This window comes from Mesobaculum littorinae (genome assembly GCF_004011175.1).
GTDB lineage: Bacteria > Pseudomonadota > Alphaproteobacteria > Rhodobacterales > Rhodobacteraceae > Tranquillimonas > Tranquillimonas littorinae.
In genome coordinates this window covers 782,024-802,567 of the sequence record NZ_RQXX01000002.1, presented here as the reverse complement: position 1 = coordinate 802,567, position 20,544 = coordinate 782,024, and the positions used below count along the sequence as shown (strand labels likewise).

Sequence of the window (20,544 nt, the reverse complement as noted above, 5' to 3'; positions counted from 1 at the left end):
GCCATTGATATTGACTAGAGGTTGCGGCGCCCTCATTCTTCGTCAAACCTTTGGGGGGTTTACCGGATGGGTGAAAAGACGCTGACAAGAATGGATCTCAGCGAAGCAGTGTTTCGCGAGGTCGGGCTAAGCCGGAACGAATCGGCGCAGCTTGTCGAATCCGTGCTGGCCTACATGTCGGATGCGCTGGTCGAGGGCGAGCAGGTGAAAATCTCGTCCTTCGGCACGTTCAGCGTGCGGGCCAAGGCCGCGCGGATGGGGCGCAATCCCAAGACCGGCGAAGAGGTGCCGATCCACCCGCGGCGGGTCCTAACCTTCCGCCCCTCCCACCTGATGAAGGACCGCGTTGCGTCCGGCAACAAGTCCTGAGACCCATGGAAAAATCTCCCGACGCCTTCCGCACGATCAGCGAAGTGGCCGAGTGGCTGGACGTGCCTACCCATGTGCTGCGGTTCTGGGAAAGCCGGTTCACCCAGGTCAAACCGGTCAAGCGAGCCGGCGGGCGGCGCTATTACCGCCCCGCCGACATGGAGCTTCTGGGCGGGATCAAGCGGCTGTTGCACGATGACGGGATGACGATCCGCGGCGTGCAGAAGATCCTGCGCGAACAGGGCGTGCGGCACGTGATCTCGCTGTCGCCGCCGCTTGATCCGCAGGCACGCAGCGGATCCCAGGCGGGCACTGGCTCGGGCACATCCTCGGGCACGGGCAGACAGGCGGGCCGCATCACCGCGCCCGAGGACACCCTCACCCCCGCCGCCGCACGCGACGGCCAGGCCAGCGCCGGTCGCTGGTCCTACTCTGACGTCGGGGTGGCCGACGACGGGGAAGAGGCGCCCTATATCGACACTGATGCCGAGGCTGCCCGACTGGCCGCCGAGGGCGCGGCACCGGCAACCGCCACGCTGCTGCCCTTCCCCGAGCCCCTGCCCTCGACCCCGCGCCGCAGGGCCGCCGAGGACGAGGATTCGCTTCTCGAAGACGACGCGGACGAGGAAACGCCCGACACCGAGACCCCCGACATGTGGGCGGCGGACGGCGCCGGTTCCCCGGACAGCGCCCGGCACTCGCCAGCGGCCCCGACCGAGACGCCCGCCCCCGCGCAGGACGAGGACGCGCAGGACGGTGCCGAGACCGAAGAGCCTGCGGCGGACGTCGCCCTGCACGACGCTGCCCAGCCCGACGCCACCCTTCCCGACGCCATCCTGCCCGACGAGATGGCGCAGGACGCGGTCGCGGACGCGGCGGGCCATCCCGCCGCCACATCGCCCACGCCCGAGGATCTGCACGCCGAGGACCTGCCCGATGACGCGCTCGACCCCGCGCCCGACCCCGGGCCCGCGGCGGAACCCGCCGTTTCGGACGGCACGGATCGGGACGCCCCCCGGCACGGGCAGCAGGCCGCCGCCGGCGACCGGCCCGGAACGGCGATCACGCTCCCCGAGCTTGCGCCCGATCCGACGGACGACGCCGATCTCGGCCTGCCGGCGCCGTCGGCCGCGCGCCTGCGGCAGCTTCCGCGCAGCGCGGTGCTGGAAGACGCGGCGCAGGTCATCCCGCTCTATCGCCGCCTGAGGGCGCTGCGCGAGTCCATGGCCAGCCGCCCGGATGCGTTGGACGGCCGGTAAATGGCGTCTTCCGCAGCTAACGTCGGGGCGGTCTGCGATTTCATCGGAATTCGCCCCTTGCCTCTGCCCGCGCATCGGGTAAAAGCACCGGCAGTCGGGCTATGGCGCAGCCTGGTAGCGCGTCCGTCTGGGGGACGGAAGGTCGCAGGTTCGAGTCCTGCTAGCCCGACCATTTATCACATCGCTACCGACCACACCGCCCCTGCGGGGGCGCAGCCCCGCGGCCTGCGGTGGCACCACGCGGTCGCGGCATGACCGGCGTTCTGCCCGCGCAAGCCATTTCCGAGCTTATCCGGGACGGCGCCGTCCGTGCACAGGCCCCCGTGGTGCCGGTGCAGATCCAGCCCGCCTCTCTCGACCTGCGGCTGGGCACGCGCATCTGGCGGGTGCGCGCGTCGTTCCTTGCTGGATCCGGCGCGCGGGTCATGGACCGGCTCGACGATTTCGCCATGCATCCCATCGACCTGTCTGCCGACCCCGAGGGCGGCGCGGTGCTTGAGAAGGGCTGTGTCTACGTGGCCGAGCTGCAGGAGGGTCTGCACCTTCCCCCCGGCATCCGCGCGGTCACCAACGCCAAAAGCTCGACCGGGCGGCTGGACCTTCTGACCCGCTGCGTCACCGATGGCGGGACCGAGTTCGACCGCGTTGCCGACGGCTATCGGGGTCCGCTTTTCGCCGAGATCTGTCCACGCTCCTTCTCGGTTCTGGTGCGACCGGGCATGCGGTTGAACCAGATCCGCTTCAGCCGAGGCGACGCGCGGCTGGACGACGCGGCGCTGACCGCGCTGCATGCGACCACCCCGCTTGTCGACATGGCGACGGTGATCGAGGGGGGCCTGGGCTTTTCCGTCGACCTGGCGCCCGGGTCGGGCGACCTGGTGGGCTACCGCGCCAAGCCGCATACCGGGCTCATCGACCTCGACCGCATCGGCGCCTACGACCCGGGCGATTTCTGGGACGAGATCCGCACCACCTCGGGACGGATCATCCTCGACCCCGGGGCGTTCTACATCCTCGTCAGCCGCGAATCGGTGTCGATCCCGCCTGACCATGCCGCCGAAATGGCGCCCTATCTCGCGGTCGCGGGCGAATTCCGGGTGCATTACGCGGGGTTCTTCGACCCGGGCTTCGGCTGGGCCGACGCGGGCGGCGCGGGATCGCGCGGCGTGCTCGAGGTCCGCTGCCACGAGGCACCCTTTGCGCTGGAGCATGGACAGGTCGTGGGGCGGCTGCTTTACGAACGCATGGCCGAACCGCCCCGGACGCTATACGGCGCGGGCCTCAGCTCGAACTACCAGGGCCAGGGGCTGAAACTGTCGAAGCAGTTTCGCAGCGCCTGAGGGCGGGGCCCGGGCATTCGGGCGCCGCTCCTTCCGTCACGCAGCGGTCGCGGGGCAAGGCGGTGGGGCAAGGCTATGCGCCCGACCCCGTCGCCGGGCCCGTCTGCCCTGCGCAAGCCAAGCGGGCCGGTCTGCACGCAGCTTCCTGCCCCTCAGCCATGGCGATGCCGCCGGGCGCCCCAGCCGGGGCGTGCCGGCCGGGTGCCGGCGTGACCCGCGCCTAGGCGACCCTGCGCTCGCCGGCCTCGATCCGGACGGGAAACAGGTTCTCGCGCGGCGGCAGGGGGCAGATGGCATAGGGCGTGAAGGCGCAGGGCGGGTTGATCGCCCGGTTGAAGTCGATCACCACGCTGTCGGCGGTCACCTCTTCGCCGAAGACGAACCGCGCCTTGGCGTAGGTGTCGTCAAGCGAGGTCAGGTCGCGCAGCACGAATTGCGGACGGTCGGCGCTGCCGTAGGTGGGCAGCAGCGACATGTCGTGACCTCCCAATTGCAGATGCGCGACATGGGTGACCGGCACCTGGGTCGGAATCCCGACGATCGTGTCGAGCGTCAGGCTGATCGGCTGCGGCAAAGCCTCCCACCGCGCGCGGATCCGCAGGGCAGGGTCGAGCGGAAAGCGCGGGATCGCGGCCAGCCCGGCCGCCGCGTCCGATTCGGTATCGCGGATGCGCAGCGACCGCAGGTCGTTGATCGACGTGATCTCGAGCAGGAACCGGTCGGCATGCCAGCGCGACTGCCCGGCCTTGAGGTCCAGCGCCACCGGCGCGCCGCCCGCGGCGGGTTCGAAACTGGCGGTGTCGTCGGGGTTGAGCGTCAGCCGGCCCAGGTCCTCGGGCCCGGCGTCGAGCGTCACGTCGTGGCCCGCGCCGCGGCCCAGCGTCACGGGCGCGCCGGGGGTCAGCCACCAGCGGCCGACGATGTTCAGCCAGCCGTCGGCGGCCTTCAGCTTGGCCATCCGCGACTGCACCCAGTCGGCGTGTGCGGCGGTGAAATCGGGGGATGCGGTCATGTGCTCTGGCCTTCGGGTTGGGACGCCGCCGGCATCCGCGGGATGCTGGCCAGCAGGCTTCGGGTATAGGGCTCTTGCGGGTCGCGCAGGATCCGGCTTGTCGGCCCCGCCTCGACGATGCGCCCGCGGTCCAGCACCACGAGCCGGTCGCAGAGCGCCGCGACCACGCCCATGTCGTGCGAGACGAAGACCATCGTCATCCGGGTCGAGATCTGGCGGAACAGATCGACGATGCGCACCCGGGTCGACAGGTCGAGCGCGCTCACCGCCTCGTCCGCCAGCACCAGTTCGGGCCGGGCGACGATGGCGCGGGCGATGGCGATGCGCTGCCGCTGCCCGCCCGAGAACTGGTGCGGAAAGCGTGACAGGGCCGCGGGGTCCATCCCCACGTCGGTCATGGCCTGCCGCGCCATCGCCGCGTGATCGCCGGGAAGGCGCAGAGACCGCAAGGGCTCGGTCACGATGCGCTGGACGCGGTGGGCGGGGTCGAGCGAGGAATAGGGATCCTGGAACACCGCCTGCACCCGCCTGCGATAGTCGCGCATGTAGGTGGCGCGCCGCGTCTCAAGCGGCTGCCCGTCGAAGAGGATCCGCCCCTGCTGCGGCCGGTCGAGCCCCAGAAGCAGGCGCAGAAGCGTCGACTTGCCCGAGCCGCTTTCCCCCACCAGACCCACGTTCGCGCCGCGCGGAACGGTGAAGGAGACATCGTCGAGCACGTGCCGCCCGGCGCCATAGGCAAAGCCCACGTTTTCGACCGAAAGCAACGTCATGCCCCACCCTCCAGCGCGGTATCGAAGCGGCGCGCGGCGGCGACGAGCGACCGGGTATAGCCCTCTTCGGGTGCCGTCAGAACCCGGGCCGCGGGGCCGGTTTCGACGGCGCGGCCCGCGCGCATCACCAGAACCCGCTCGGCCACCTGCCCGACCACGGCAAGGTCGTGGCTGATGAACAACAGCGCGATCCCCTCGTCGCGGACGAGGCCGGTCAGCAGCGCCACGATCTCGGCCTGCGTCGTCACGTCGAGCGCGGTGGTCGGTTCGTCCGCGATCAGCAGGCGCGGCTTGCAGGCCAGCGCCATGGCGATCGCCACGCGCTGGCGCTGCCCGCCCGAGACCTCGTGCGGGAAGGCGCGGATCAGGCGGTCGGGGTCGGGCAGGCGCACCTGCTCGACCAGCGCGCGCACCTCGCGCGCCACGGCCGGGCGCGAGGTGTCGCCTCCCTCGCGCGCCAGCCTGCGGCGGACCGGCAGCGCGATCTGGCGGCCCAGCGGCATCAGCGGATCGAGCGCGGTCAGAGGCTCCTGGAACACCGTCGCGACCGCGGCGCCGCGCAGCCGCGACAGCCGCCGCTCGGACGCGCCCAGCACAGGCTCGCCGCCCAGGGTGATGGTGCCGGTGGCGCGGATCGCGGGCGGCAGAAGGCCGGTCGCGGCCAGCGCGGTCAGCGACTTGCCCGACCCGCTTTCGCCGATCAGGCCGAAGCGTTCGCCGGGCGCGATGGAAAAGGACAGACCCTGCACCAGCGTCGTGTCCCGGGTGCCGAGCGTCAGGTCGGCGATGTCGAGCAGCATCAGCCTTCCCTCCCCGCGGGGTCGAAACGGTCGCGCAGGCCGTCGGCCGTCAGGTTCACCCCGATCACCAGCGCGAAGAGCGCAAGCCCGGGCAGCACCGCGGCCCAGGGGGCCGAGTAGACGGTGCCCTGCGCCTCCTGCAGCATCCGGCCCCAGGAGGCGTTGGGCGGCGGCGCCCCCAGCCCCAGATAGCTGAGCGACGCCTCGGCCATCACCGCCAGCCCGAACTGCAGCGCCAGGTTCACACCGAGAAAGGGCGCGATGTTGGGCAGGACGTGGTCCGCCACCACCATCGGCCAGCCGGTGCCCGAGATCCGCGCGGCGGTGATGTAGTCCTTGGCCAGCACCCGCTTTGTCAGGATCCTCGTGACCCGCCCGACGATGGGCGACAGCCCGATCCCGAGGGCGAGGATCGCGGTCCCGAGGGACGCGCTTTCCCGCGCTGCCACGACGAGCATCGCGATCAGCAGTGTCGGAAAGGCGATGAGGATGTCGAACACCGCCGCCAGCGCATCGTCGAGGAACCGCGTCGCGAAGGCCGCCAGCACGCCGGCGACGATGCCGATCGCGGCCCCGATCGCCACGGCGCCGGTCCCCACGATCAGCGCGATGCGGGCGCCGATCATTAGCTGGGTGAAAAGATCCCGCCCCAGCTGGTCGGTGCCCGCCCAGTGGCGCAGGCTGGGCGGCTCAAGCCGGCTGCCGGCCATGTCCGACAGCGCGTAGGGCGTCCAGACCAGCGACAGAAGGCCGGTGAGAAGGATCACCGCGACAAGCGCATATCCCAGCCAGTGGACGGCGGCGGGCCTGCTTCGACGCCGCGGCGACGGCGGGGCGGCCGGGATCTCGGATGTCTCGGTTGGTTCGGCGGAACGCGGTCCCTCCGCGGGGGCGGACACGTGCGGTCCGTCGTGCGCCTCGGCGCGCGGGTCATTCCGGTGGGCGTCGGGCCAGGGAGCGTCAGGCCGGGGGGCGTCGGGCCGGTCGGTCATTGCCCGCCCTCCTGCCGCAGGCGCGGATCGAGCGCGCGTTGCAGGATGTCGGCCAGGAACCCGGTCAGAAGCACCAGCAGGGTGGTGACCAGCAGCACGCCCTGGATATTGGGATAATCGCGTTGCTGGATTCCCAGAAGCAGCATCGACCCCATGCCGGGCAGCGAAAACACCTGTTCGATCACCACAGCCCCCAGGAACGCGGTCGACAGCTCGATCGCCAGCACCGATACCACCGGCACGGCGGCATTGCGCAGGCCATGGCGCATCAGCGCGCCGGTATGGCTTTCGCCCAGCGCGCGGGCGGTGCGCAGGTAGTCGCTGCCCAGCACCTCCAGCATCGAGGCGCGCACGTAGCGCATCAGCGATGCCGCCATCACCAGCGCGATGGTCAGCACCGGCAGCACCATCGCCTGAACCGCGCGCCACGGATCCTCGTACCCGCGCAGGGGAAACCCACCCGAGGGCAGCCAGCGCCAGGTCAGCGCGAACTGGTAGACCAGCAGGATGCCCAGCCAGAAGACCGGCACCGCGATGCCGACCTGCGCCACGACCGACAGGAGCAACCCCGACCAGCGGCGCGCGCGCAAGGCGGCGAAGGTGCCCAGTGGCACGGCCAGCACCAGTGCCAGCACGAAGGCCGCCAGCGTCAGCGGGACGGTGACGCTGAGTCGGGCCGCGATCTCTTCGATCACGGGCGCGCGCGATACGAAGGACCGGCCCAGGTCGAAGCGCGCAAGATCGCCCAGGTAGGCCAGGAACTGCACGCCCAGCGGCTGGTCCGACCCGATCTGGGCGCGCGCGGCCTCGATCTGTTCGGGCGTCGCACCGACGCCGACCAGCGCCCCGGCGGGATCGCCGGGCAGAAGCCGCAGCAGCACGAACAGCACCACCGCCGCGATGAAGAGTGACAGCAGCAAGATCGCCAGCCGTCTGGCCACGTAACCCAGCATGAGATGTCCCGTTGTCCAGAAGACCGGGGCCGCTGCCAAGGGCGCGGCCCCGGTCCGGTCGCAGGCGCCCGTCCCGCGATCCATGTCGTTCAGATCACTGCGTCTTTTCGATGTCGGCCACGAAGAACTGCGAATTGAGCCCGTTCACTGGATAGCCCGTGACGTTCGCCGCCGACACCACGATCTGCGGGTAGAGGTACAGCCACATGCTGGCCGCGTCCTCGGCGATAATGCGGTTGGCTTCGGTCAGCATCTCGGTCTGCTGCTCGGTGCTTTCGGCGCGCTCGGAGTCGGCGATCAGCTGCGTGACCTCGGGGTTGTCGTAGCCCCAGTAGAAGTCCGGGTTGCCGTAGAACACGATGTCGCGGTGGTTCACGTGCTCCTGCAGCGTGGCCTGGAAATCGTGCTGCTGGTAGATCTTGGTGTACCACTCGTTGGCGGTGATGATGTTGATCTGCACGTCCACGCCGACCTTCGACAGCTCGTTTTGCAGGAACTGCGCCACGATCGGGTGCGGGTCGTAGTCGGGCGTGTCCAGCGTGAAGGAGAACCCGTCGGGATAGCCTGCCTCGGCCAGCATCTCGCGCGCGCTGTCGGGGTCGTAGGCGTTGACGTGGGTCAGGTCCACATACCACGGGTCGGTCGGCGGCACGAAGGAACCGATCAGCGTACCATAGTCGCCCCAGATCGCGTTCAGAAGGCGGCCGTTGTCGACCGCGCGGGCCAGCGCCGCACGCACCTGCGGATCGTCGAAGGGTTCGACCCGGTCGTTAAAGGCCATCAGCTCCTTGGTGGTCGAGGCCCCCTCGGACACCGTGAAATCGGGATTGTCGGTGAACTGCGACAGGGCGTCCGGGCTCTGGATCGAGGTGATGATGTCCACGCCGCCCGTCAGCAGCGCGTTGTTCTGGGCGGTGGCGTCGGTGAAGTAGCGGAACATCACGCCGCCGTTGTCGGGCGCCTCGCCCCAGTACTCCTCGAACGGGACCATCGACAGGGCCGAGCCGCGGCGCCATTCCTGCAGCTCGTAGGGGCCAGTGCCGTCCTCGGAATTGCTGATGTCGCTGGCCGCGTCGTTGACGATCCAGACGTAGCTGAGGTTGTAGGGCAGCGAAATCGACGGCTCGGACAGCGTCACCACCACGGTGCGGTCGTCGGGCGTCTCGACGCTTTCGATCGTCGCCAGCGTGCGCTTACGCGAACTGGCCGAAGCCTCCGCCGTCACCCGCTCGATCGAGGATTTGACGTCGGCCGCGGTCAGGGGGTCGCCCGAGTGGAAGGTGACGCCGTCCTTCAGGGTGAAGGTATAGGTCAGCCCGTCCTCCGAGATCTCGTAGTCCTCGACCAGCCGGGGTTCGACGTCACCCTCGTCGGTCAGCACGAAAAGGCCTTCGTAGACGTTGCCGTTGAACGCCTCGTTGATGCCCTGCCCCGCGCCCGCGGTGTTGTCGAGGTTCTGCGGCTCGTAGAGCGACCCGATGGTGATGACCGCCTGCGGATCGGCCTCTTGCGCCAGCGCACCCGAGGGGGCGGCGAGGGTGGAGACGGCGATCGCCGTGGTGACGATCGCGGGGGTGATGATTGCGGAGGTGGTGGTCAGCGCCGACCACGCCGGGCGGAGGGGGGAAAACTTGGATGTCATGGGTCTATCCCGGTTGAACTTGGTGGCGCCCGCGACGGCGGTGCGGCGGGCAGGAACGTCTGGTCCCATCGAAGCACGGCGCGGCGGGGGATACAAACCCTGTCGGTGCGTCCCGGCGCGCCGGACGCAGGCCCTGTCCGACGCCCGGCCCCGCCACCGCGCTAGGGAGTGTCGACAGCGGTCCTGTCACGCACCCCCGCCCGACGCAAGCGTGACGGGGTGACGCCGCACGGCATCGCGAGCGCCGTCCGACGCGGGTCAGCGGAGGCCGGGGCGCGCGCCACCCTGCGGCACGGCGCCGGAGCCGGATCCGGGGTCGATCTTGGCGTCACGCCGACGGAGGGGGGACGGAGAACGGACAAAACGTGGGAACACGCTGGCCGGTCGGCTCGGGCGGGTCGGCCCGGGCGGGTCGGCCCGGGCGTGTAGGTCGGACCGGGTAGGTCGGCTAGGGCCGGTCGGGCGATTAGGTCAGCGCGATTAGGTCGGCTAGGGCAGGTAGGGGTCGGCATTGCGTGATACGCGCCGGTCCGAACTTCGGGCCGTAGACGGACCGCGCAGGATCAACACGCGCCAGGCGCCCCCCCTGCGCAGCGCCCCGGGTGGAGAGACGGCTCGGGCAAGACGCGCGGGACCGCGGCCCCCTCGCCCGCACAGGCGGGCCGGAGGGCTGGCTCAGGCGGCAGGCTCAGGCGGCGCGGGGCGAGAAGATCGCGCGCCCGGCATCCACGTCGTAGCGGGGAGCGAGGTCCGCGGCCTTCTCCGCCAGCCGGACAACGGCGTCTAGGATGAAGGCGACCGTCTCGTCGCTCATCAGCACCGAAAGGTTCAGCCGGGTAAAGCCGGGTTTCTCAACCTCCTGCCCGGCAAGGATCGCGGCGCGCATCCGGTCCGATGTCTCGGGGTCTATGCCCAGAAGGCGGTGCACGTAGGGCCCCGCGCAGGCGCAGCCGCCACGGGCCTGGATGCCGTGGCAATCGCTCAGCATCCGGGTGATCAGCTGTTGATGCACGACCCCGCCCTGCCCGTCGCGGATGCGGAAGGAAAAGACCGGGACCCGCGGCGCGGTGGGATGGCCCAGAAGCTCGATCCGCGGGTGGTCGCGCCACGCCGCCAGCGCGCGGGAGGCCAGCGCGGCGTTGCGGTCGGCCATCAGCCCGGGCCCGATCGCCTCCTTGACCAGGAACGCCAGCGCCGCGCGGATGTCGCCGATGACATTCGGGGTCCCCGCCTCTTCGCGCGCTTCCAGCGCCGGGCTGTAATCCTGCCCCTCGGGCGAGACAAAGCGCACGGTGCCGCCGCCCGGCCAGGTCGGGCGCGCACCCCGGACCGCATCGCGGCGCACGACCAGGATGCCCGATGCGCCGGGCCCGCCCAAGAACTTGTGCGGCGACAGCACCAGCGCATCCAGCGCCGCGTCCGGCGTGGGCGTGATTGCGACCGGCAGGTAGGGCGCGCCGCCGGCATAATCGCAGACCACCATCGCCCCGGCGGCCTTTGCCATGCCCGCCAGCCCCGCCACGTCGCAGGTGATGCCCGTGACGTTCGACATCGCCGAGAAGCTGAAGATCACGTGGTCGCATTGTGCGGCCTCGTCCAGCATCCGCGCCAGCGCGGCGGGACAGGCGCCGCCATCGGCGCCCTCGGGCACCTCCAGCACCTCGGCCCCGCTTTCGCGCCAGGGCAGGATGTTCGAGTGGTGCTCGTAGGGGCCGATCAGCACCCGCACCCGCTGTCCTGCCGCGACCGCGTCGCGCAGACCGAAAAGCGCGACCAGCCGGTTGATCCCCGCCGTGGCGCCCGACCCCGCGAAGATCACCGCGTGCTCGGGCCCAGCGCCGCAGCCCGCCGCCACGACGGCGCGCGCCTCGCGCCGCAGCGTCGTCATCCGCGCACCGCAATAGGACGCCTCGGTATGGCTGTTGGCGTAGTAGGGCAGCACCTCGTCCATCACGAAGCCCTCGACCTGTCGCAGCGCCCGCCCCGAGGCGACGTAGTCGGCATAGACCAGGCGTCGGGGGCCGAAGGGACCATCGACCAGCACGTCCTTGCCGATCAGCCCCTGCGCCAGCGCCGTGGCGCCGCCCGCCGCGGCAAGCGCGTCGCGGAACCGGGACAGGGCCGAGGTGGCGGGGATGGGCAGGGGGTCGGTCATGCTGGCGATCCGGGGGATGACGGGTGAGGAATGGCCGGAAGATTACCCCCTCTGCCGCGTTGAAGCATCACAGGAGTTGTGCAAGATTGGCCCAAAATTGGGTCAGGTGATCGGATAAATGGCGCAAGTCGACAGGATTGATCTGAAACTGCTCAGCCTGCTGCAACAGGATGGGTCTCTGCCGCAGCGCGAGCTGGCCGAGAGGGCGGGCCTGTCGCAGAACGCCTGCTGGCGGCGGCTGAAACGGCTGAACGGCGCGGGGCTGATCCGTGGCACGCAGGCGCAGATCGACCTTGCCGCACTGGGATACGACCTGACCGTCTTCGTGATGATCCGGACCCGGCATCACTCGAAGGACTGGGCCGATGCGTTCCGTGCCCATGTCGAGGCGCTGCCCGAGGTGCGCGACTTCTACCGCATCGGCGGCGACTGGGATTATCTGGCCCGGGTCGTCACACGGGGGGTGGGCCACTACGACCGGTTCTACCAGCGCCTGATCACCGATTTCGACCTGGCCGCGGTAACCGGGTTCTTCGCGATGGAGGCGATCATCGAAGGGCGCCCCATCGATCTGCAGGCGGTGGAATGAGGCGCCGTCCAGGGCGGGCACCCCGCGCTGCCGGGCGGCGCGCGCGGGCGGCATGGGCCCTCTTCGCCCCGGCGGCGCCGCCGCTTGCCCCCTTTCGGCTTGCGCAGTTGACCCGGGCCCCTAGATCCATGACGGAGAGCGGGCGGCGGGCGACCGGCCCCGCACCCATCAGGACCGCGCCGTGCGGTCCGGCAGGCGGAATGAGGCGGCGATGACGGGCTGGATCTTGCAGGGCACCTATTGCGGCCCCGCCCCCGCGCCGGGCGGGTTGTGGGGCGCGTGGAACCTCGACCCGCCGCTTCTGGCCGCGCTGGCGCTGATGGCTCTGGTGCTGCGCCGATCGCCCGCGGGCCTGGGCGCCGTGGGCGTGCTGACCCTCGCCTTCGTCTCGCCGCTTTGCGCGCTGTCTGCGGCGCTGTTTTCGGCCCGCGTGGTGCATCACGTCCTGCTGGTGGCCGTGGCCGCGCCGCTTCTGGCGGCGGCGATGGCGGGGATGCAGCCGCGCGTGACACAGGGAGAACGCCAGTCCGGGGACCAGATCCGCACCGGATTGGCCCGAGGGGGGCACAGGCCACGGGGCGGCGCGGCGCTGCCCTTCGTGATCTCGACCGCGCTGCTCTGGGGCTGGCACCTGCCGGCGGCCTATGACCTCGCGCTGTCCGACATCGCCGTCTACTGGGCGATGCAGCTGACGCTTCTGGGGTCGGCCACGTGGTTCTGGCACGCCGTGCGCGGTTCGCAGCGCCTGCCCGAGGCGGTGCTCTGGGCGCTGGCCGGTCTCATGCAGATGGGGTTCCTGGGCGCGATCCTGACCTTTACGCCGCGCGCCCTCTATTCCGCGCACGAGGTCGCGCCGCTGGCCTGGGGCCTGACGCCCCTGGGCGACCAGCAGCTGGGCGGGCTGATCATGTGGGTGCCCGCCGCCCTGCCCTATCTGGCGATCATCGCGCTGGCCGCGCGCCGCAGCTGGGACGCGACCGCGCCGCGGGCCGCATGATGGCGTGGCTCTTCGACCTGGTCCCGCACGTGAAGGCGCTGCACGTGGTGATGCTGCTTCTGTGGTGCGGCGGGCTGTTCGCGCTGCCGCTGATGCTGGCCCATCATGCGCCAGCGATCGGCCAGGGCGATTACACCCGCATCCGCCGCGCCACGCATTACACCTATACCTACGTCGTCACGCCCTGCGCGGTGCTGGCCATCGCCAGCGGCACGGGCCTCATGTTCCTGCGCGAGGTCTTCGTGACGTGGATGTTCGCAAAGCTCGTCTTCGTCGCGCTGCTGGTCGCTGTCCATGTCTGGGTCGGCTACGCCATCGTCGCGGTTGCCGAGACCGAGGGCACGCATCGCGCCCCGGACCCGCGGATTACCCTGACGGCGCTTTTGGTGCCGGTGCTGGGCATCCTGGTGATGGTGCTGGCCAAGCCCGATCTGACCGAGATCCCGGTGCCCGGCTGGCTGAGCGAACCGCGGGGCTACAGCTTGCCCTTCGACGTGCCCAGCCGATAATCGAAGACGAGCTTGCCGCCATGCCATCCCGTGATCATCACGATCAGCACGTTGAACGCCGACAGGAGCAGCCCGTAGGGCAGCACCGCGGATTCGTAGCCCTGCAGCCGGTAGCCCCAGTTGGCGCCCAGCAGCGACAGCAGCAGCACCGCCAGCACGAAATGCGTCCAGGCCGGGGCGCGGATGCGGATGCCGGGCACCAGAAGCAGCTCGGCCGTGCCGGTGACCCCGGCGGTCAGGCCGAAGAGGAACGCGGTGCCCGCGGCCCACACCCCGGCCCGCGCCCAGAACAGCTCGCCCGACAACCAGTACAGCATGTCCGCCCCGAAGGCGCAGAAGGTCAGCGCCACCGGGAAGGCGACGCTCATGGCGTGGAAGGGGTGGCCCCATATGCCGACAAGCGTCTCGGTGCTGTCATAGCCCGGATGCTCGGCGATCGGATCGACAAGGGGTTCCTCGGGCTTTTGCACCATCGGATCTGTCATCGGGGGTCCTTCCTGCGTCCGCTTGCCGCCGTCCCAACGCTCGGTCTGCTGTCGGGTTGCGAAGACGCGCTGTCGGCGCTGCATCCCGCAGGCCCGGCGGCCGAGGTGATATCCCGGTTGTGGTGGGTGATGCTGGCGGGGTCCAGCCTGATCTTCGTCTTCGTGATGGGCCTGATCGCGCTGGCCTGGCGCCGCCCGCCCGACACACCGCCCGACACCACCCCGGACGGGGCCCGCGACGTGGGCACCGGGACAGCGCCGCACGGGGTGTCAGACGGGCTGTCTGACGGGGCGCCGAACGCAGGGTCTGGCATCGCCCGAGACGCGGCGCGGCGTGAGACCCCCGAGGGGCGGTTCGTCATCGGGCTGGGGCTGGCCTTTCCGCTGGCGGTGCTGGCCGCCCTTCTCGCCTACGGGCTGGTCGTCGGCGAACGCCTGATGCCGCGGGCCGGGCCCGATACCGTGACCGTGAGCGCCGAGGGGCGGCAGTGGGACTGGCGGTTCGGTTATGCCGATGCCCCGGGGATCGAAACGCGCGACGTGCTGCACATCCCCGCCGCCACGCCGGTCGACGTGCGGATCACGACCGTCGACGTGGTGCACAGCTTCTGGGTGCCGCGTCTCGCAGGCAAGCTCGACGCCGTGCCGGGCCATACCAACGTCCTGCGGATCGAGGCCGATGCCCCCGGACGCTATGCCGGGCTGGGCGCGGAATACAACGGCCCCGGCTATCTGGGCCACGATTTCACCGTGATCGCCCATGGCCCCGCCGATTGGCAAGCCTTCTTGCGCGGCGACATCACCGAGGGCGTCGCTGCGGACACCGCCAAGACTGACCGCCGCGACGCGGAGGTGGGTACCGGGACGGAGGCGGGCGGTGGGAGCGGGGCGCAGACCACGGCAAAGGCCCCCTCCCCGACCGAGGCCAACGAAACGGCCACCCCCGAGGGAGCGCGCTCTAGCCCATCGGCCGCCGGGGCCGCGCCCGGCAACAGTGCCGGAACCAGCCCCCGCGGCACCACGGGGGATGCCGCGGCCGTGCCTGCCCCCGCCGCCCCTGCCAGCGCCCCCGGCAGCGCCGCCGCCACCGCCCCCGCGACCGGGCCGCAGGACAGCCCCCGTCAAGGAGACCGCCCGTGACCGCATTGCGCCGCCACCGCGCGCTGACCCGCGTCTGGGCCTCCGACCCCGGCTGGCGCGGCTGGTGCACCACGGTCAGCCATACCGACCTCGGCCGGATGTTCCTGACCGTCGCGGTGTTCTTCTTCGTCACCGGCGGCATCCTCGCCATGCTGATCCGGGCGCAGCTGGCAAGCCCGCGCTCGGCCTTCGTGGGGCCGGACGTCTACAACCAGCTCTTCACCATGCACGGCGTGCTGATGATGTTCCTTTTCGCCATCCCTCTTTTCGAGGGGCTGGCGATCTATCTTCTGCCCAAGATGCTGGGCACCCGGGACCTCGCCTTTCCGCGGCTCACCGCCTACGGCTTCTGGTGCTACGTCTTCGGCGGAGCGATGATGATCTTCTCGCTGCTGGCGGGCATCGCGCCCGACAGCGGCTGGTTCATGTATCCGCCGCTCTCCTCGACGCTGGGCGCGCCGGGCATCAACTCGGACTTCTGGCTGATCGGCATCACCTTCGTCGAGATCTCGGCGATCTCGGCGGCGGTCGAGCTGACCGTCACCGTGCTGCGCTACCGCGCGCCGGGGATGACGCTGTCGAACATGCCGATCTTCGCGTGGTACGTGCTGGTCACCGCGGTGATGATCCTGACGGGATTTCCGCCGCTGATCCTGGGCTCGGTCCTGCTGGAGCTGGAGCGCGCCTTCGGCATGCCCTTCTTCCAGGTGGCGCAGGGGGGCGACGCGCTGCTCTGGCAGCACCTTTTCTGGCTGTTCGGCCACCCCGAGGTCTACATCATCTTCCTGCCCGCGGCGGGCGCGATCTCGACCATCCTGCCGGTGATGGCGCGGACCCGGCTGATGGGCTACGGCTGGATCGTCGCGGCGTCGGTCAGCCTGGGCGTGCTGAGCTTCGGGCTGTGGGTGCACCACATGTTCACCACCGGCATCCCGCACATGGGACTGGCGTTCTTCTCGGCCGCCTCGACGCTGGTGGCGGTGCCCACGGCGGTGCAGATCTTCGCCTGGATCGGCACGCTCTGGCGCGGACGTCCGAGGCTGCACCTGCCGATGCTCTGGATCCTCGCCTTCTTCGCCACCTTCGTGATCGGCGGGCTGACGGGGGTGATGGTCGCCGTCGTGCCCTTCGACTGGCAGGCACATGATACCTACTTCATCGTGGCGCACCTGCATTACGTGCTGGTCGGCGGCTTCGTCTTCCCGATGCTCGCGGCGCTTTACTACTGGATGCCGCATTTCATCGGCCGCAAACCCTACTTCAAGCTGGGCACGACGGCCTTCTGGCTGATCTTCACCGGGTTTCACGGCACCTTCCTTCTGCTGCATGTCGCCGGGCTTCTGGGGATGCGGCGGCGGATCGACACCTTCGAGGCCGGACAGGGCTGGGAGGTCATCAACATCATCGCCTCGGTGATGAGCTTCGTTATGGCGATCGGCTTCGCGCTGGTGCTGATCGACGTGATCCTGAACGCCGTGATCGCGGTGCGCGGGTCGCGCAACCCGTGGCGGGCGGGCACGCTGGACTGGGCGATGCCGACCCCGGCCGCCGCCTACAACTTCGCCAGCCTGCCGCACGTCACCTCGCGCGAGCCGCTGTGGGACGACCCTAGCCTGCCAGCCGCGCTCGCCCGGGGCGAGGGGTACCTGGGCGACCCGGCCCGGCAAAGGCGCGAGACGCTGACGGTCGAGCCCGCGACCGGGGCGCCCCGCTATATCGTGGTGTTTCCCGCGAACACCGCCTTTCCGATGGGGATGGCCGCGATCACGGGGCTGTTCTTCCTCGGCCTGCTGACCAAGATCTACTGGCTGGTGCCGCTGGCCGCCGCGGGCGTCGTCGCCTGTGCGCTGCGCTGGGCCTGGACGTTGGGCACGCGGAGGCCCGAGGGCGCGCTGCCCGTGGGCCGGGGCGTTTCGCTGCCGACCGCGTCCGAGGTGGCCGATCCGCCGGGATGGTGGGGGTCGCTGTTCCTGCTGGTCGCCGACGGGACCTTCTACGGGTCGCTGCTCTTCGGCTATGCCTTCCTCTGGACCATCGCGCCGAACTGGCCGCCCCCCGCCTATGCCGAGCCGGGGATCTGGCTGGCCGCGCTGGCGGCGGCGGGCGCGATTTTCGCCCCGCTCGGGCAGCGGCTGAACGTACCCGCGGGCGTGGGGGCGAGCGTGCTGGGCCTGCTGGCGCTGGGCATCGCCGCGGCGGGCGTGCTGCGCCTGGCGCCGGACCCGACCCGGCACGCCTACGACGCCACGCTCTGGGTTCTGATGGGCTATGGCCTTTTGCATCTGGCGGTGGCGCTGTTGATGACGCTGTTCCTGGCCGCCCGGCGCCGCGCGGGCTTCGTCTCGGCCCTTGCGGGGGGCGAGGCGCGGATCGTGCGGCTGTGGGTCGATTACGGCACGCTCGTCACCGTGGTCTCGGGGCTTGCCGCGGGGCTGCCCGGGGTGCTGGGCAGCCTTTCGGTCGGGGGCGCGCCATGACCGCGATCCTTCGTCTGTCGGGGCCGATCACCCTGTGGCTGGCGGGGTTCTGCGCGGTCTACGGGCTGCACGGACTGCTGTGTTCGTCGCGCTGGGGGGCGCTGGTCGCGCCCGGGACGGGGCGGGCGCTGCTGATCGTCGCCGCGCTGGCGGCCGTCGCGGCACAGGGCGCCCTGCTTGCCGCCCTGCGAAGGCCACACCGGGGCGGCGACGATCCGGTGATCCGCAAGGCCACGCTGATCCTGGCCGCGACGGCGCTGGTCGCCAGCATCTGGACCCTCCTGCCGGTGGCCGTCACCTCGCATTGCCTGTAGCGCCCTGCGGCCCGGCATGTCCCCTGCCCATCGCGACGGTTTGACACGGATCATGGCGTCGTCACGCGTAGGCCCTACCCTTGCCCCCACACGAGAAAGGGAGATCGACATGACCGACAGATTCGCAGGCAAGACCGCCATCGTCACCGGCGCCGCCTCGGGCATCGGGGCCGCCGTCGCGCGCGAGCTTGCGGCCGGCGGCGCCCGCGTGGTGGTCGCGGACATCAAGCTGGACGCCGCGCAGAAGATCGCGGACGAAATCGGCGGCATCGCGGCCGAGGCCGACATGGGCGACGCGCAGGCGGTCGAGGCGCTGTGCGACACCGCCGTGTCGGAAACCGGCGCGCTGCATTACCTCGTCAACAACGCGGGCATCGGCGGGCCGCAGGCGCCGGTGGGCGACTACCCGCTGGACGGCTGGAAATCGGTGATCGACGTCAACCTCAACGGCGTCTTCTACGGCATGCGCTTCGCGATCCCGAAGATCGAAGCCGCGGGCGGCGGGGCCATCGTCAACATGGCCTCGATCCTGGGCAGCGTCGGCATCGCGCAGTCCTCGGCCTATGTCGCGGCCAAGCATGCGCTGGTCGGCCTGACGAAAAGCGCCGCGATCGAATACGCGCAGAAGGGCATCCGCATCAACGCCGTGGGCCCGGGCTTTATCGAGACCCCGCTTCTGGCGAACCTGCCCCGCGAACAATACGACGCGCTGGCGGGCCAGCACCCCGTCGGACGGCTTGGCACGTCCGAGGAGGTCTCGGCCCTGACCTGCTTCCTTCTGTCGGACGCCGCGGGCTTCATCACCGGCAGCTACCACCTTGTCGACGGCGGCTACACGGCCCAGTAGGCCCGCAGTCCCGGCAGGCGCGGTCCGAGGCTGGCAAAAGCCCCGGATCGCCGCTAGATGGCGGGGACATGACGACAAGAAGGGCTGACACATGGCACGGGTGCTGATCACCTCGGCGATTCCATACATCAACGGTATCAAGCATCTGGGCAACTTGGTGGGCAGTCAGCTGCCCGCCGACCTTTACGCCCGTTACATGCGCGGCCGCGGGCACGAGGTGATGTTCCTCTGCGCCACCGACGAACACGGCACCCCGGCCGAGCTGGCCGCCGCCAAGACGGGCGAGCCGGTGGACGTCTACTGCGCCCGCATGCACGGCGTGCAAAAGGAGCTTTCGGACGGCTTCGCGCTGTCCTTCGACAAGTTCGGCCGCTCCTCGAGCCCGCAGAACCACGTGCTGACCCAGCATTTCGCGGGGCGGCTGGCCGATGCCGGGCTGATCGGCGAGGTCAGCGAAAAGCAGGTCTATTCCCACGCCGACGGCCGGTTCCTGCCCGATCGGTATATCGAGGGCACCTGCCCCAACTGCGGCTACGAAAAGGCGCGCGGCGACCAGTGCGAGAACTGCACCAAGCAGCTGGACCCCACCGACCTGATCGACCCGCGCTCGGCGATCTCGGGCTCGACCGACCTTGAGGTGCGCGAGACCAAGCACCTCTACCTCAAGCAAAGCCAGATGCGCGGCAAGCTGGAGGCCTGGATCGACAGCAAGACCGACTGGCCGATCCTGACGACCTCGATCGCCAAGAAGTGGCTGAACGACGGCGACGGGCTGCAGGACCGCGGGATCACCCGCGACCTGCACTGGGGCGTGCCGGTCAAGAAGGGCGACGCCGATTGGCCGGGGATGGAGGGCAAGGTCTTCTACGTCTGGTTCGATGCGCCCATCGAATACATCGCCGCGGCGCGCGAATGGGCCGACGAGCAGGGCCTCGACGACAGCGCGTGGGAACGCTGGTGGCGGACGGACCGAGGCGCCGACGACGTGCGCTACGTGCAGTTCATGGGCAAGGACAACGTGCCGTTCCATACGCTGTCCTTCCCGGCCACGATCATGGGATCGGGCGAGGACTGGAAGCTGGTCGACTACATCAAGTCGTTCAACTACCTGAACTATCAGGGCGGCCAGTTCTCGACCAGCCAGGGGCGCGGGGTCTTCATGGACCAGGCGCTGGAAATCCTGCCCGCGGATTACTGGCGCTGGTGGCTTCTGTCCCACGCGCCCGAGTCGGGGGATGCCGAGTTCACCTGGGAAAACTTCCAGATGTCGGTGAACAAGGACCTGGCCGACGTGCTGGGCAACTTCGTCAGCCGGGTGACCAAGTTCTGCCGGTCGAAATTCGGCGAAGAGGTCCCGGCGGGCGGCGAGCTCGGCCCGATGGAGACCGCGCTGATCGACGACCTGACCGCGCGCATCGCCCGCTACCAGGACCACATGGAGGCGATCGAGGTGCGCAAGGCCGCGGCCGAGCTGCGGGCGATCTGGGTCGCGGGGAACGAGTACCTGCAATCCGCCGCGCCCTGGGCCGCGTTCAAGGAGGATCCGGCGCGCGCCGCGGTGACCGTACGGCTGTCGCTGAACCTCGTGCGGCTTTACGCGATCCTGTCGGCACCCTTCATCCCCGAAGCCAGCGCGACGATGCTGGCGGCGATGAAGACCGAGGCCACGGACTGGCCCGACGACATCGCGGGCGCGCTGCAGACCCTGCCCGCCGGCCACGCCTTCGAGGTGCCCGAGATGCTGTTCCGCAAGATCACCGACGAGGAGCGCGAGGACTGGCAGGCCCGCTTCGCCGGCGTGCGCAGCTAGGACCGCCGGTGCGGGCCGGCATCCTGCCCGGCCCGCACCCTGCCCCATCGGCCCACGCCCTTGGGGGCCATGCCGGGGTCGCCA

At 70.2% G+C, this 20,544-nt stretch carries 19 protein-coding genes and 1 tRNA gene; 12 read left to right on the top strand and 8 right to left on the bottom strand.

The genetic code is table 11. From position 1 onward, the window contains the following. Positions 1 to 66 precede the first annotated feature (66 nt). From ihfA to EKE94_RS08450, 4 genes are all read left to right on the top strand, one after another. The gene (ihfA, locus tag EKE94_RS08465; protein WP_127906142.1) at positions 67 to 369 is read left to right on the top strand and encodes an integration host factor subunit alpha; all 303 of its coding nucleotides are present in this window, start codon (positions 67 to 69) and stop codon (positions 367 to 369) included. Positions 370 to 374: 5 nt separating this feature from the next. Then, positions 375 to 1,628 (top strand): MerR family transcriptional regulator, encoded by a 1,254-nt coding sequence (locus tag EKE94_RS18870; protein ID WP_235855940.1) that lies wholly within the window; start codon positions 375 to 377, stop codon positions 1,626 to 1,628. Positions 1,629 to 1,723: 95 nt separating this feature from the next. Continuing rightward, positions 1,724 to 1,800 (top strand) — tRNA-Pro (locus EKE94_RS08455). 79 nt (positions 1,801 to 1,879) lie between these two features. After that, positions 1,880 to 2,968: a 2'-deoxycytidine 5'-triphosphate deaminase gene (locus tag EKE94_RS08450; protein WP_127906141.1), complete on the top strand. Its 1,089-nt coding sequence runs from the start codon at positions 1,880 to 1,882 to the stop codon at positions 2,966 to 2,968. Between the two features lie 220 nt (positions 2,969 to 3,188). Here EKE94_RS08450 and EKE94_RS08445 read toward each other — a convergent pair whose 3' ends face one another. The 7 genes from EKE94_RS08445 to EKE94_RS08415 all read right to left on the bottom strand — a co-directional run bounded on the left by EKE94_RS08445 (position 3,189) and on the right by EKE94_RS08415 (position 11,292). After that, positions 3,189 to 3,980: a DUF1684 domain-containing protein gene (locus EKE94_RS08445; protein WP_127906140.1), complete on the bottom strand. Its 792-nt coding sequence runs from the start codon at positions 3,978 to 3,980 to the stop codon at positions 3,189 to 3,191. After that, the gene (locus tag EKE94_RS08440) at positions 3,977 to 4,750 is read right to left on the bottom strand and encodes an ABC transporter ATP-binding protein (protein WP_127906139.1); all 774 of its coding nucleotides are present in this window, start codon (positions 4,748 to 4,750) and stop codon (positions 3,977 to 3,979) included. Before EKE94_RS08440 ends, EKE94_RS08445 begins: the two co-directional genes overlap by 4 nt. Next, a complete protein-coding gene (locus tag EKE94_RS08435; protein WP_127906138.1) occupies positions 4,747 to 5,550 on the bottom strand; it encodes an ATP-binding cassette domain-containing protein in 804 nt (267 codons plus the stop codon). Before EKE94_RS08435 ends, EKE94_RS08440 begins: the two co-directional genes overlap by 4 nt. Continuing rightward, positions 5,550 to 6,317, bottom strand: coding sequence for an ABC transporter permease (locus EKE94_RS08430; protein WP_235855939.1), 768 nt, complete (start codon positions 6,315 to 6,317; stop codon positions 5,550 to 5,552). The genes EKE94_RS08435 and EKE94_RS08430 overlap by 1 nt, the downstream gene beginning before the upstream one ends. A gap of 221 nt (positions 6,318 to 6,538) precedes the next feature. Next, positions 6,539 to 7,495, bottom strand: a complete 957-nt coding sequence (locus EKE94_RS08425) for an ABC transporter permease (RefSeq protein WP_127906137.1) — start codon at positions 7,493 to 7,495, stop codon at positions 6,539 to 6,541. 94 nt (positions 7,496 to 7,589) lie between these two features. Beyond that, positions 7,590 to 9,137 carry an ABC transporter substrate-binding protein gene (locus EKE94_RS08420; RefSeq protein WP_127906136.1) on the bottom strand — a complete coding sequence of 516 codons (1,548 nt, stop codon included), beginning with the start codon at positions 9,135 to 9,137 and terminating at the stop codon, positions 7,590 to 7,592. A gap of 688 nt (positions 9,138 to 9,825) precedes the next feature. Next, the gene (locus tag EKE94_RS08415; protein ID WP_127906135.1) at positions 9,826 to 11,292 is read right to left on the bottom strand and encodes an aminotransferase class V-fold PLP-dependent enzyme; all 1,467 of its coding nucleotides are present in this window, start codon (positions 11,290 to 11,292) and stop codon (positions 9,826 to 9,828) included. 118 nt (positions 11,293 to 11,410) lie between these two features. On the opposite strand from EKE94_RS08415, the gene EKE94_RS08410 reads away from it, so the two are divergent. From EKE94_RS08410 to EKE94_RS08400, 3 genes are all read left to right on the top strand, one after another. Then, positions 11,411 to 11,881 (top strand): Lrp/AsnC family transcriptional regulator, encoded by a 471-nt coding sequence (locus tag EKE94_RS08410; protein ID WP_127906134.1) that lies wholly within the window; start codon positions 11,411 to 11,413, stop codon positions 11,879 to 11,881. 211 nt (positions 11,882 to 12,092) lie between these two features. Continuing rightward, complete coding sequence (locus tag EKE94_RS08405) at positions 12,093 to 12,878, top strand: cytochrome c oxidase assembly protein (RefSeq protein WP_127906133.1); 786 nt, start codon at positions 12,093 to 12,095, stop codon at positions 12,876 to 12,878. Beyond that, positions 12,878 to 13,387, top strand: a complete 510-nt coding sequence (locus EKE94_RS08400; RefSeq protein WP_127906332.1) for a CopD family protein — start codon at positions 12,878 to 12,880, stop codon at positions 13,385 to 13,387. Before EKE94_RS08405 ends, EKE94_RS08400 begins: the two co-directional genes overlap by 1 nt. Here EKE94_RS08400 and EKE94_RS08395 read toward each other — a convergent pair. Then, entirely contained in the window at positions 13,354 to 13,872 is a 519-nt protein-coding gene (locus EKE94_RS08395) for a DUF2231 domain-containing protein (protein ID WP_127906132.1), read from the bottom strand. The genes EKE94_RS08400 and EKE94_RS08395 overlap by 34 nt on opposite strands. 105 nt (positions 13,873 to 13,977) lie before the next feature. Here EKE94_RS08395 and EKE94_RS19160 point away from each other — a divergent pair, with 105 nt between their 5' ends. The 5 genes from EKE94_RS19160 to metG all read left to right on the top strand — a co-directional run bounded on the left by EKE94_RS19160 (position 13,978) and on the right by metG (position 20,460). Further along, a complete protein-coding gene (locus EKE94_RS19160) occupies positions 13,978 to 15,012 on the top strand; it encodes a cytochrome c oxidase subunit II (protein ID WP_328590474.1) in 1,035 nt (344 codons plus the stop codon). Then, entirely contained in the window at positions 15,009 to 17,489 is a 2,481-nt protein-coding gene (ctaD, locus tag EKE94_RS08385) for a cytochrome c oxidase subunit I (RefSeq protein ID WP_127906131.1), read from the top strand. Before EKE94_RS19160 ends, ctaD begins: the two co-directional genes overlap by 4 nt. Then, a complete protein-coding gene (locus tag EKE94_RS08380; protein WP_127906130.1) occupies positions 17,486 to 17,803 on the top strand; it encodes a hypothetical protein in 318 nt (105 codons plus the stop codon). Before ctaD ends, EKE94_RS08380 begins: the two co-directional genes overlap by 4 nt. 109 nt (positions 17,804 to 17,912) lie before the next feature. Beyond that, positions 17,913 to 18,650: an SDR family NAD(P)-dependent oxidoreductase gene (locus EKE94_RS08375; RefSeq protein ID WP_127906129.1), complete on the top strand. Its 738-nt coding sequence runs from the start codon at positions 17,913 to 17,915 to the stop codon at positions 18,648 to 18,650. A gap of 91 nt (positions 18,651 to 18,741) precedes the next feature. Further along, positions 18,742 to 20,460 carry a methionine--tRNA ligase gene (gene metG / locus EKE94_RS08370; protein ID WP_127906128.1) on the top strand — a complete coding sequence of 573 codons (1,719 nt, stop codon included), beginning with the start codon at positions 18,742 to 18,744 and terminating at the stop codon, positions 20,458 to 20,460. Positions 20,461 to 20,544: the final 84 nt, after the last annotated feature.

Bases quoted from the DNA above. Each gene is read 5' to 3' on its own strand.
- ihfA (WP_127906142.1), top strand. From the start codon at position 67: ATGGGTGAAAAGACGCTGACAAGAATGGATCTCAGCGAAGCAGTGTTT.
- EKE94_RS18870 (WP_235855940.1), top strand. From the start codon at position 375: ATGGAAAAATCTCCCGACGCCTTCCGCACGATCAGCGAAGTGGCCGAG.
- EKE94_RS08450 (WP_127906141.1), top strand. From the start codon at position 1,880: ATGACCGGCGTTCTGCCCGCGCAAGCCATTTCCGAGCTTATCCGGGAC.
- EKE94_RS08445 (WP_127906140.1), bottom strand. From the start codon at position 3,980: ATGACCGCATCCCCCGATTTCACCGCCGCACACGCCGACTGGGTGCAG.
- EKE94_RS08440 (WP_127906139.1), bottom strand. From the start codon at position 4,750: ATGACGTTGCTTTCGGTCGAAAACGTGGGCTTTGCCTATGGCGCCGGG.
- EKE94_RS08435 (WP_127906138.1), bottom strand. From the start codon at position 5,550: ATGCTGCTCGACATCGCCGACCTGACGCTCGGCACCCGGGACACGACG.
- EKE94_RS08425 (WP_127906137.1), bottom strand. From the start codon at position 7,495: ATGCTGGGTTACGTGGCCAGACGGCTGGCGATCTTGCTGCTGTCACTC.
- EKE94_RS08420 (WP_127906136.1), bottom strand. From the start codon at position 9,137: ATGACATCCAAGTTTTCCCCCCTCCGCCCGGCGTGGTCGGCGCTGACC.
- EKE94_RS08415 (WP_127906135.1), bottom strand. From the start codon at position 11,292: ATGACCGACCCCCTGCCCATCCCCGCCACCTCGGCCCTGTCCCGGTTC.
- EKE94_RS08410 (WP_127906134.1), top strand. From the start codon at position 11,411: ATGGCGCAAGTCGACAGGATTGATCTGAAACTGCTCAGCCTGCTGCAA.
- EKE94_RS08405 (WP_127906133.1), top strand. From the start codon at position 12,093: ATGACGGGCTGGATCTTGCAGGGCACCTATTGCGGCCCCGCCCCCGCG.
- EKE94_RS08400 (WP_127906332.1), top strand. From the start codon at position 12,878: ATGGCGTGGCTCTTCGACCTGGTCCCGCACGTGAAGGCGCTGCACGTG.
- EKE94_RS08395 (WP_127906132.1), bottom strand. From the start codon at position 13,872: ATGACAGATCCGATGGTGCAAAAGCCCGAGGAACCCCTTGTCGATCCG.
- EKE94_RS08380 (WP_127906130.1), top strand. From the start codon at position 17,486: ATGACCGCGATCCTTCGTCTGTCGGGGCCGATCACCCTGTGGCTGGCG.
- EKE94_RS08375 (WP_127906129.1), top strand. From the start codon at position 17,913: ATGACCGACAGATTCGCAGGCAAGACCGCCATCGTCACCGGCGCCGCC.
- metG (WP_127906128.1), top strand. From the start codon at position 18,742: ATGGCACGGGTGCTGATCACCTCGGCGATTCCATACATCAACGGTATC.